Source organism: Polyangium fumosum (assembly GCF_005144585.1).
GTDB lineage: Bacteria > Myxococcota_A > Polyangia > Polyangiales > Polyangiaceae > Polyangium > Polyangium fumosum.
In genome coordinates, this window is record NZ_SSMQ01000079.1 from 19,136 (window position 1) to 30,533 (window position 11,398).

At 68.6% G+C, this 11,398-nt stretch carries 6 protein-coding genes; 2 read left to right on the top strand and 4 right to left on the bottom strand.

Going from position 1 to position 11,398, the window contains the following annotated elements; all coding sequences use genetic code 11:
* Positions 1-23 precede the first annotated feature (23 nt).
* The gene (locus tag E8A74_RS43645) at positions 24-1,193 is read right to left on the bottom strand and encodes a pectin acetylesterase-family hydrolase (protein ID WP_136935079.1); all 1,170 of its coding nucleotides are present in this window, start codon (positions 1,191-1,193) and stop codon (positions 24-26) included.
* A 447-nt stretch (positions 1,194-1,640) separates the two neighbouring features.
* Here E8A74_RS43645 and E8A74_RS43650 point away from each other — a divergent pair, with 447 nt between their 5' ends.
* Together E8A74_RS43650 and E8A74_RS43655 are read left to right on the top strand one after the other, a co-directional pair.
* Positions 1,641-2,666, top strand: a complete 1,026-nt coding sequence (locus E8A74_RS43650; protein WP_136935080.1) for a hypothetical protein — start codon at positions 1,641-1,643, stop codon at positions 2,664-2,666.
* Positions 2,667-2,911: 245 nt separating this feature from the next.
* Positions 2,912-4,279, top strand: a complete 1,368-nt coding sequence (locus E8A74_RS43655; protein ID WP_136935081.1) for a dipeptidase — start codon at positions 2,912-2,914, stop codon at positions 4,277-4,279.
* 69 nt (positions 4,280-4,348) lie between these two features.
* Here E8A74_RS43655 and E8A74_RS43660 read toward each other — a convergent pair whose 3' ends face one another.
* The 3 genes from E8A74_RS43660 to E8A74_RS43670 form a co-directional block, all read right to left on the bottom strand.
* Positions 4,349-9,103 carry a multicopper oxidase domain-containing protein gene (locus E8A74_RS43660; RefSeq protein WP_232380010.1) on the bottom strand — a complete coding sequence of 1,585 codons (4,755 nt, stop codon included), beginning with the start codon at positions 9,101-9,103 and terminating at the stop codon, positions 4,349-4,351.
* Positions 9,104-9,185: 82 nt separating this feature from the next.
* A complete protein-coding gene (locus E8A74_RS43665) occupies positions 9,186-10,760 on the bottom strand; it encodes a cytochrome c/ABC transporter substrate-binding protein (RefSeq protein WP_136935082.1) in 1,575 nt (524 codons plus the stop codon).
* Positions 10,757-11,398 (bottom strand): SCO family protein, encoded by a 642-nt coding sequence (locus tag E8A74_RS43670; protein ID WP_136935108.1) that lies wholly within the window; start codon positions 11,396-11,398, stop codon positions 10,757-10,759. The genes E8A74_RS43665 and E8A74_RS43670 overlap by 4 nt, the downstream gene beginning before the upstream one ends.

The window sequence follows — 11,398 nt, forward strand, 5'->3', positions numbered from 1 at the left end:
CCCGCCCCCGCCGGATCACGCTCTCAGGGCCCGACGTCTTCGTTCGGCTGCACGCTCTCGATGTAGCTCTCCAGCGGGCGTCCGTCGTCGAGCAAGACATCCACGAAATCCCCGAGGTCGACGCCGGCCTCCTGGATCTCCGTCCCCACGTAATCGAAAACCGTGCCGCAATGGGAGTTGTTGCGCTCGCGCCAGTAAGGAATGAAGTACGCGAGGTTCTCGCGTGTGTCGAACTGCGCGGTGAGGAGCTTCGTGTCCTCGGCCCAGAGCGCGAGGATCTCCTCCTTCTCGAGCCCGGGATAAAAACGCTCGTACGAATAGAGCGAATAATCCATGTCGCGCTGGAAGAACGTGATGCCCAGCCGATCGTCGGGGAACGCGTCGGCGAGGGCCGTGTTGATGCTGCCGAGATCGCCGGGCTCGATGGCGACGGGCAGGTCCTGGTACACGGAGTCGACGTCCCACGCCTCGCGGATCGTCTCGTGCAGGTATTTCGAGGGACCCGCGCTGGGGAAGATGGGGCCGGAGTCGTCGAGCATGTAGCCTCGACCGACGGGGAGGCCCTTGCGCAAGAAGTAATAATTGGCGAGCGAACCCGCCCCGCCCGCGCTGCAACCCGAGACGAGCAGGCGCGGGATGTGCTCGAATTGCTTCGCGAGCCAATCGGTGACGAGCAGGTTGTTCGGGTGGCCGCTGTGGTGGAACTCGACCGCTCCCTCCCCGGGGGCGCCGACGTAATCCGTTACGCGGTTGCCGGAATGGATGTCGCCCGTGCAATAAGGGAAGTACACGAGGTTCCAGTCGCGCGCAGGGTTCCCCTCGTCGCGCCGCAGGAGCGGGAAGACATGCTGCATGATGACCATGTGGTCGTCGTCGATGCCGTTGGGGTTGGCGGCGCCGCGAATGCCCGTCTTCCCCGTACAGCTATCGTAGTCCCAGCACGCGCCGCCTCCCTCGAACATGACGGCGAGGTCGTTCGACGTCTCCGACCAGTTGACGAAGAACTTGTACTGGCTGCCGTTGCCGCACACCGTCCCGGGCACCTCGACCTTGAGCCACTCGCCATAGACGCGCGGCTCCTCCACCGGGGGCGCCGAGACCACGTCGTCCCCGCACCCCACGAGGCACGCGGTCGAGGCAGCCGCGAGGAAAAAAAGAACGGGGGCGAACGAGCCTGCGCGGGGACGGTTCATTGGCGAAGGATAACCGGCGTCGCCCGGAAAGGCGGCAAAAATCCCCCCGCGGCCCCGCTTGTATCCGTAGGCAACATCACGCCGAGGCAGGCCCGGGAACTCTTTCCGCTCTCAGCGGTCCTTGCCCAAATGCTCTCGCGCCGCGCCTTCGCCTGCATCGTCTTCCTCACCTCTTGCGCGCCCACGCCACCTCCCGCCTCGAAAGCGCCTGAAGCCTCCGTCGACCCTGCGCCTCCCATCTCCTCCCCGCCTGCTCTCACGAAAGACGCCGAAGCGAAACCTGCGCTCAGCCTCGAACCGCTCGTCGCAGGCGATGTCGCTCGGTGGAAAATCACCAATCGCACATCCGCGCCTCTCCAGCTCGGCATCGAGAACGCACAGCAGCATTGGGCACGCGATTGCCGCTCGCCGCTGCGACGCATGGGCGACGACGGGCGCGCTTGGTGCATGCCGATCCACGTCGTGACGGACGTCGCCGCTTATGCGACGCTCGACCCGGGCGCGTCCGCGGTGCTCACGTTATCGCTGCAGTTCGATTCGCGCGGCCCCGAGCCCGCGCTCCCCGCAGGTCGATACCAGCTCGCGATCCCCACGACAAACCCACACGACCGCAGCAGCGGCCCCACGGCGAGTGCGAGCTTCCGCCTCGAAGGTCTCGACGAAGACGAAGCACGCTCGCTCGCCCAACGCGTCGCATTCGCCACAGAGCACGGCTGCGCCCATACCTCCGAGCTCGGACAACGAGCCCTCGCATGGACGGCGCCCGAAGCGATCGCGCTTTCCGCCATGGATGCGCCTGGTGTGCCGTGGATGCGCGCGCGTTATGCGCGGTTCCTGGTGAGGTTCCCGGAAGCCCAAGAGCGCCTGCGAAGCGCCTTGCGGGGCAGCTCCTTTGACACCGCCGTCGCGGTGAACGCGCTGCTCTCGGTCCGAGCGCAGCCTCCGACCGAGGTGCGCGAAGAAGCGCTCCGCGCCCTGCCGAGCGCGCTGGATGTGAGCGGCTTCGATCCGATCCTCGTGCAAGCCGTCGCAAATAGCGACTCTCGTGCGAGCATCCTCCGAGCCGTCGCGTGGCGCGTCGCAGGCCGCCAGGGGGCCGAGCTTGGCCCCTGGGCAGCGGGCCTCGCGTGTGCGAGAGCGCGCGTGGGCGACGAGCTGCCCTTTGCGGACCTGATTCATGCCTTTCGCTTGCGCGCGCAGAAGGCCAAACCAGAGCTCGCCGTAGCGCTCCGCGACCGCGCAGACGCCTTCGAGGCACAACTGCGCGAGCGACGGGACGAGATCGACCAAGCGCTTCGAATTGCACGCGCAGGGCGTCCTCCCTCGGACGGCCATCACGCTCCGAACATCGGAACGGGCTGCGGCTATGGCACAAGCGGCCCCCGTCCCGAGCCTGCTTGCGCAGGCGCCGAGATCACGCCGAAGGACCCTGCGCTGCGCTTCTTGTCTGCGCCCATGATGTCGGGGGGCTAGCCCCTGGAGCCCTCTCACGCCCCCTGTAACATGCACTGTTACAGGTACACCTGATGAGGGACACCCCGCGGCTCCCCATCCAGCCGTCTGGCGTCAGACTGCGGACCCTCGGACCGCCTGAAATGGCAGTTTCATCTCAGGAGGTTGCCAATGCCGAGCCGTGGAGCGGCGACTGGCACGCTCGCTGCAGTAGACGACCCCCGTCCCACGCCCGATCAGAAAACCCCCCAGCAGGAAGAATTTCGATGAGCGACGACGTCAACGACATCCGTACCAAGGTCCAGGCGCTGATGGCCCAGGCCCAGGCCGATCTCGCCCAGATGGTCTCTTACGAATCGGTGTTCGCGCCCGCGGACAATCCGCCCGCGGATTGCAACAAGATGGTCGTCTGGCTGGCGAAGGCCTTCACCGCGGCGGGCTTCACCGATATTGCCGTTCACGTCACCTCCGACAAATCCAAGACGGTGACCGGTTACAAGAAGGGGCCCCCGGGCGCCCCCACCGTGCTCCTGTACTTCCACCACGACGTGCAGCCCGTGCCGAACAGGGCGGAGTGGAAGACCGATCCGTGGACGCTGACCCCGCAGAACGACGGGCGCTGGTACGGGCGTGGCGCGGCCGATTGCAAGGGCAACATCGCAGTGCACCTCACGGCCATCCGCGCGCTCGGCGACAACCTCCCGGTCAACCTCAAGATTGTCGGCGAGGGCTCCGAGGAGCAGGGCACCGGCGGGCTCGAGGACTTCGTCGCCGACCCGAGCAACCATGATCTGCTCGCAGCCGACGCCATTCTGGTGGGGGACGCGGGCAATTTCGCGGACGGGACGCCGACCCTGACCACGTCGCTGCGCGGCGTCGCCAACGTGATCGTCGCCGTCGACACCCTCGAGGGGCCCATGCATTCGGGTCAATTCGGAGGACCGTCCCCCGACGCCCTCGCCGCGCTCATCTCCATGCTGGCCACCCTGCGCGACGCCAAGGGCAACACCACGGTGCGCGGGCTCGACAACGGCATGACCTGGTCGGGGCAACAATACCCGCCGGATCAATTCCGCACGGATGCGCGTGTCCTCGATGGCGTGGATCTGCTCGGCAGCGGCACCGTGTCGGACATGCTCTGGGCGCGGCTCGCGGTGACCGTCTGCGGAATCGACTGCCCGTCCGTGGACGAGGCCACCCCGGCCGTGCAGGGCCACGCGCGGGCGCTCGTCAGCCTGCGCATCCCGCCCGGCATCACGGCGGAGGCGGCGCAGCAAGCCTTGATGGCTCACTTGAAGTCGGTCGCGCCCTGGAACGCGAGGGTCACCCTGACCCCGTCCGCGAGCGGCGAGCCATTCCGCACGGCGACCTCGGGGCCGGGCTACAATGCAATGGTCGCCGCCATGGGCGCCGCCTACGGCAAAGAGGTCGTCGCCATGGGCCAGGGCGCCTCCATCCCGCTCTGCAACGTCTTCCAGACCTCCTTCCCCAAGGCGGAGATCATGCTCTTCGGCGTCGAGGAGCCGAAGGCGTTGATCCACGCGCCGAACGAGAGCGTCGACCCCTCCGAGATCGAGAACATGGCCGTCTCCCTGGCGGTCTTTCTGCAGAAGTTCGCGAAGGTCACGGGCTGATCTTCCCCCGCCCCCCACCCGGGTTGCCCGGGACGTGGATCCCCGTCAAGTCCTCGGGCCGACATCCCTTCAATGGCTGACCCGGAGGAACCCCCAGCACCCGTTCGTGTATCCGAAGCTGCCCTCGTCGCGGTACAGGAAATCGCCGACCACGCCGAATTTCCCGCCGGCGCCGTAAAGGGGCAAGACGTTGTGCGCCGTCTGGACGCTGGCCCCGCCTTGCGTGGAGACCACGAACCAGTCGGGGTTCGGCCCGATCACGGTCGAGTTGAGAAGGAACGGGCGGTAGCCCCATTCGTGGCCCCACAACGTGAAGGCGTGCTGCCGCGCATGCCCGGAGGGCTGGAGCTGCCGGATCCGCAAGGCTTGCCCCGCCTTCGCCCGCAGGATCGGCGTGGCCGGATCGCCGAACACGTACGAGTTGTGGATGTCACCGAGCTGGTGCTCGTTGTACGCATTGAAATCGGTCTCGGGCCGGAGGCCGAGGCGCGCCCAGATCGGCTCGGTGGCGTAGTTCCACGCCTTGTGCCCCGTATCCTCGGCGTCGTCCTCGCCGCCGAGGTTGCGGATCGCGTTGCCGCAGTTGAGATCCCCATCTTCGCAGCGGAACCGAGGATCGTCCGACCGCATGGGCACGTCGTCCTGGAGCAGGAGGACGTGCTCGCGGAACGATTTCGCCCCCCCGAGGCCGGGGTGCGTCACGGTGGCTTGCGCTTCCGTGTCGGGATCGGTCGCCCAGGTGGCGAGCTCCGGCTCGATCACGAGCGCGCCCACGCCGCCGTGGGCCCCGCCGTGCACGACGTCCGCCATGTTGCGCAGGTTGATCGCGCCGAACTCGATGGGCCGGGGCTTTTTGCCCTGCCAATCGCCGGCGTACCAGACGTACGTGTGCTCCTTTCCCGGAGCCACGGTCTGCGGGGGGTTGTGGCCGACGTTCGCGCCGTCGGAGACGGCCACGTCGTAGGTCACGAGCTGCGGGTGCAGCGAGACGTGATTCGATTTTCGTACCTGGTTCACGTTGAACCCGTCCGTGATCGGCGGGTGGTAGTTCCAGTGCGGCGTCTGGGGCAGGACATGGGGCAACTCGTTGCGCAAGGTCACGCGAATGCACTCCCCCGCGGCCGCGCGCAGGATGAGCGGCTCGGGGCGCCGGAGCCCATGGCGGAGATCGGAGAGGTGCTCCTCGCGCACGAAGAGGATGGCCTCCGGATCGTAGAGGTCGAAGTCTTCATTGTACGTGAGCCGCCCGTCCGGCAGGTTGTCCGCGGCGGTGATGGCGACGACGTGGTATTCGCGCTCTTTCGCGCCCGCGGGGCAAATGCGCGCATCCGTGTCGTAGTACGAGCTGCCTATGGGGACGCCCGCCCAGGAAGATCCGGGCAGCGGCCGGAGCCAGGGCTTTCGCTCCCCATAGCAGCGCATGAGCCCCCACATCCCGTTCCAGAGGTCGTCCGTCGGCGTGCTCGCGTAAAGGTAATCGACGAGGTCCGCCCCCGTGCTCGTCGACCATTGATTGCTGGGCATGACGAATTCGAGGTGCTCCGAGATCCCGATCGGATTGCTGTTCGCGTATCCGCTCTCCGGGTCGGCGAACTCGTAGAGCCACTTGTTTCCGTGCAGGGCCCAGACGTGTTGCTCCTCGTGGGCCCCTTGGATCAATCGTATGTGCACCTCGTCTTCGGGGTACGCTTCGAGGATCGGCGTCGAGGGCTCGCCGTGCAGATCCGAGCGGAAGACATTCTGCATCTCCCCGACCGGGCCGTCTTTTTGCACGAGCGTGCCGTCCGGGCCGGGCTTCCCGATGCGCAGCGGGATGGGCTCGTTCCGGTAATTGATCAGCATGGTCCCCGGGTCCGCGGCGGAGATGGCCTCCGGCGGGAAGGGCTCGTGCGTGACCGCGAGCGGCAGCGGCGCCTCGACGGTCCCGGGCGGGTTCACGGGCTCGCCGTAGGCGTCGTAGGCGAGCGCGAAGTCCGCGAAGGCGATGTTGAACTCGCGGAACGACGTGCCATCGCCCCTCGTGATGTCGGCGCGGAAGCTCGTCGGCCCGCCGTCCTTTCGTGTGCCGAAGGCTTGCCCCGTCCTCGAATCGCGGTAGGTCGAGCCCTCGGGCTCGATGACGAGCGCGCCATAGAGGCCGTGCTGCTGGTGCGAGGACGGCGACAAATGGTCGTGCGTGAAGACGGTGCGGCTCGTGCGATCCCGGCCGATCTCGTCGAGGATCGGCGCCGCCCACTGGCGCTGCGCCGTCGTCTGCGCGGCGAAGGCCTTGGGGATGCGCGGGTGCGCCTTGGGGGTGAGGAAGACGCGGTTTCCTTTGGGTGTGATGGCGCCGCCGCTCGCGTTCGCCGCTGCGATGCGATCCTCGACCTCCCCCGCGGCGAACGTACCGTCCTCGTAATTGAACCCGTTCGCCCCTCCGTCCGAGCTCATCACGTCGAATTGCACGAGGTGGATGTGCTGGCCCACGGTGTCCGTGGGGGTGCGGATTTGGAAATCGTCCTCATCGAGCACCTTGGGGAGCAGGTTCGTGGCCTCGGCATGAATGCAGTCGTTCGAGTTCACCCGCATGTACAGCGGCTCCGGGGGCCGCGTCCCTGCGTAGGTCGCGGGCAGGTCGTGCTCGAGCACCATCATCCGGAGCTGCGGGTCGTGCCAGTAGTTGTCGTTGAGCAGGCCGTTGATTTCCACGAACGCGAATTGGAACGTGCGCAGCGGGACGTTTTTCGGGCAGGGGTCGGCGAACGGCGCGCCCACCGCCGGCGGCCTGCCATTGACGAAGAAACGCGCGACCTGACCGGCCGGCGTGCGGGTGGGGTAACTCGCGCCGGTCCAGCCGTGAAGTGTTACGGTTGGCTTGCCGCCAGGGAACGTGCCGGCGTGGAAGGCCATGGCCGCCTGCTCCGAGGCCGTTCCATTCTGCGGCAGGAGCACGAGGTCCGCCTCGAGGATCTCCACGTCGAACCGCGCGACCCCGCTGCCCCGCACGATCGCATTGTCGGGGACCGCGTCGATCTTGTGCCGGGGCAAGCCGCCGTCGAAGACGATGTCGAGCGGCGGCTGCGGCGGCCTGTGCCCCGCGTCGGCGGGGACGTAGAAGGGATACCCTGGCATCGCCGGGCGCCATACCTTCTTGTTCCCCTGGACGACCAGCGTGGGCTCGTAGGTGGGCATGAGCGCCATTCCACGCTCGGGGATGGGGACGAGGGCGGGCGTCGGGGTGCCGCTCGGGATCTCTCCGTCCGGCAGCCTCCGCGACGGCGATCCGTTCTCGAAGACGTCGTGCACGCGGAGCAACGCCCACATGCCTTGCGCGAAATGGGGATAGAGGTGGCAATGGAAAATGGCGTCGCCGGGCGTGAGGACGCGGTTGCCTGCGCCCCCGAACAGGAGGTCGTAGGTGAAGGCCGCGCCGGGGCCGATCGTCTGCGAGTCGCGGGCCATGGCGTCGTCATGGCCCGGGGACTGGAGCCACTGGTGGGCGTGCAGGTGGAAGACGTGTGTCTCCTTGGGCCCCGCGTGCAGGTTCCGGATGCGGACCGGATCCCCGAGGTAGGCGTGGTGGACATTCGAGGGATCCTCCGGGAAGAGGGCTCCGAGCGCTCGCCCCTCCTCGTCCCGCGACACGAGGATCGCCGGATCGCCGTTCGCCCACGACGAGAGGAAAAACTCTTCGAACTTGCATTCGGCGCAATCGGCCGCGGGCCCGAGGCGGGCGCGGTTGGCGAGCAGCTCCGCGCCCAGCCCCGCGGAGCCGTAGTTGATGCCGAAGCCGTCGCGCACGCCGTGGAGGCTCGGGTCCTCGTCGAGTTCGGGGAACGCCTGCACGGCCTTGAGCTCGTCGTGGAAGAGCACCGTCATCTCGCGGAAATGGCCCTGGTCCTTGGAGACCGTGGTCCCCGCTTCGGTGTTCGTGTAGCCGGTGATGATGGCGTAGAGATCGCTGTGCACGATCTCCAGCTCGCCGTCTCGGTCGTCGAGGATACGAAGGATGGGCGTACCATCGGGATACGTCGCGTCGTAATTGATCCGGGGTGGCAAGAGCGGGTCCTTGTCGTACGTCGCCGCGACCGCGAGCTCCTTGCCCGTGACCTGCGAGCGATACCAGACCGCGTTTTTCGGCTCGACGTGGACCGCGCCGAAGAGCCCGAGACCGATTTGCCCCCCGAGACCCTCGCCGCCCGTCATGGCCCCGCCGCTATGCGCGAGGAACGTGCCTTCACGGTCGGCGAGGAACCGATACGTGCGGGTCTGGCCCGGCGCCGCGAGGGCGGGCGCGTTTTTCCCGACGTTCCCGGCCAGCGATTTCTGATCGAGGACCTGGAGCCCGCTCACGTGGAACGACGCGCGCCTCGTCGCGGTCGAATCCGATCCGATGTCGCCTCCCACGTGGAAGGGGACCTCCGCGTCGGGAGAGATGTCGCCCACCGTGGGGGCGAGCAGGTTCTTGAAATGAACGACGAGCTCGTCCCCGACGTTGACGCGAAGCACGAGCGGCCTCGGTCGCTTGTCGGGCGCGAGCATGGCGTTGCCCGGACCGATCGGCTTCGCGTCGTCAATGGGGACGACGTCCCGCTCGAGGGCGAAGATCATCCCGTCGGGGTTGAACGCGCCAAACCTGTTGTATACGTACACCTGATCGAGCGCGACCACGCGCGCGACGATCGTGCGGCCTCCGTGGGGGGGGCTCGGGGAGGGCTCGCTCGGCGGAGCGACGACGGCGAGCGAGTCTGCCCCTGCCGTCCCCGCGTCGGGCGGTGACTCGTCGGGGTCACTCCCTCCGCACCCCGACGCCAACAAGAGGACGAACGCCAACCATCGCAACAAAGAAGGTCCAGGTCTGGACACGGTATACCCCCATCACATGGATTCGATATGCCTACGAAAAAAGCGCGATGGCCCGAGATCACCGGTGGGGGGCGACCGTCAGCCATTCCGATACCCGCACGATCTCTCGCGCGACCGGATCGACGCGGACGACGTATGCGCCCGTCACCCCGACGTGATTCCCGCGGCTGAAGCTGAGCGGCGCCGAGAGGCCGACCTCGAAATCGCGCAGCGTCTCGAGCGCCGCGACGAAGGCTCGCCGTGTCGGACGCCCCCCTGCGCGGCGGAGCCCTTCGATCAGGGTCCGGGCGGCGACCTCCGCCGATATCGCGAGCCCGATCCGCCCTGCCGGGGCGCCTCGCGCTTGCAGGCGGGCGCGGAGGTCCCGGACCCTGGCGGAGACGTGATCGTCGACGGGGCCCGCGTGCACGAAGAGCGTCCGCCGCGCGGCGCGGGGATCGAGCGCGGCGGGCGCATCGCCGAGGATCGCGGACGGGGCATACATCGGCACCTCGTCCGCGGAGGAGAGCGCCCGGACGAACGCGCCGAGCTCCTCGGCGGTCCCGCCGAAGAGAATGGCATCGGGCACGCGCGCGCGCGTCTCCGCGGCCGCCGCCGCCGCGTCGAAGGAGCCTGGCACGAAGAGCCACGCGGAGGGCGCGGCCAGGTCTCGCCGCGTTGCCTGGCCGCGCGCGAGTCCGTCCCGGAGCAGCCTGCCCGCGGCGTCGTCGGGAGCGATCACGTGGAATGCGGGGGTTCGCCGGGACGTGGCCGCGTGCGCGAGCACGATCTGCGCCAGCATATCGAGGCCGGGTCGCACCTGGAAGACGCGCTCGGCGTCCGGCGGCGTCGGCCCGAGGGGCGCGAGATGGGGGATCTCCTCGCCCTCGTCGTCCCGGAGCGGCTCGGCCGCGATCGGGCTCGACATCATGGCGAAGACCTCGCGCCGGGCGAGGCGCGCTGCCGCTGCATGCGGGCCTCCGGGGCCATTCGAATCCTCGAGCACGAGCTCGATGCGACGTCGAAACACCCCGCCCTCGGCCTCGATCTCCGCGAATACGTCGGCGGCGGCGGCGGCCATCGCCGCCCCTTGCGCCTTGGCTGGGCCCGACATCGGCCACGCTGCGCCGACACGGATCACGCCCGCGGAGACGCCCGGCTCGCGCTCGTGACCGAGGCAGGCGAGGTACGCTCGCAGATCCGCAAGGGCCGACGTATCGAGCGTGAACCTCGGCATGGCGGGACCGAGTCGCCGCGCGCCGACGCGCCCTTCCCGGATCGCGGCGAGGAGCGTCGCCTCGTCGTGTCCGGGGCGGCCCGTGCGTGCATCGGGCGAGAAGAGGCTCTCGGGCGTGAGCGCGGGCGCGGCGATGCCTCCCTCTTCGGTCCCTTCCCCCGAGAAACCATGGCAACGCGCGCACGCCGCGCTCGCCCCCGAGAGCCTGGCGGAGCCGTCGCCGACGAGCCCCACGAGGGGCTCTCCCTCGGCGCCCCGGCCCTGGTGATAGAGCGCCTTGCCGCGCCGCGCGGCGGGGCCGAGGCTCGCGCACGAAGCGCCTCGGTCGCGCGGCGCCTCGGGGCGGCTCTCGCTCCCTCCGAGGAGCAAACAAGCGCCCATGAGCACGACAGCGCCCATCCCCCAGCGCTCGATCACGGCGCCTCCGTGTTCTTTGCGGGATGACGCAGCGCCGCGATCTCGGCGCGCAGGCGCGCGGGGGAGGCGAGCCCGTCGACGAGGACAAACTTGCCCTGGCCGTCTCCGATCACGGTGAGCGGGCGATGCTCCTCCTTGACCCTCGCATCGCCGCCGAGCGCGCGAAGGGCCCGCGACAAACGATCCGGCCTCCCCGTGAGAAACGTCCAGCCCTCCCGCCGCCCGAATTGGTCCGCGTAACGGCGCAATGCCTCGGGGCCGTCGATGGCCGGATCGAGGGTGAGCGATACGAGACGTATATCGTTTCCGAACGAATCGCCGAGGTCGTGGGCGAGCCGCGCGAAGACGGCCGTCATCGGCGAGCAGATCGTCGTGCATGTGGTGAAGACGAACTGGATCGCAAAAGCGCCCGGCCCGAGGGCGTCGCGCAGCAGCACCGTTTGCCCGTCCTGATCGACGAGCTCCACGTCTGGCACGACGACCTTGGCGAGGGGCGCGACGCGGACGTCGGCGCCCGGGGGCGGAAGCGGGACGGGCGGCGCGCCCTTGCTTTCCCCCTCGCATCCCGCGGCGAACAGGGCGGCGCCCACGAGGACCAGGGCGCGCGCGTGCCGGAGCGGATGAGTTGCAAGGGCCAT

Coding starts and splice junctions, on each gene's coding strand:
- E8A74_RS43645 (WP_136935079.1), bottom strand. CDS start 1,193: ATGAACCGTCCCCGCGCAGGCTCGTTCGCCCCCGTTCTTTTTTTCCTC.
- E8A74_RS43650 (WP_136935080.1), top strand. CDS start 1,641: ATGCCGATCCACGTCGTGACGGACGTCGCCGCTTATGCGACGCTCGAC.
- E8A74_RS43655 (WP_136935081.1), top strand. CDS start 2,912: ATGAGCGACGACGTCAACGACATCCGTACCAAGGTCCAGGCGCTGATG.
- E8A74_RS43670 (WP_136935108.1), bottom strand. CDS start 11,398: ATGGCCCTTGCAACTCATCCGCTCCGGCACGCGCGCGCCCTGGTCCTC.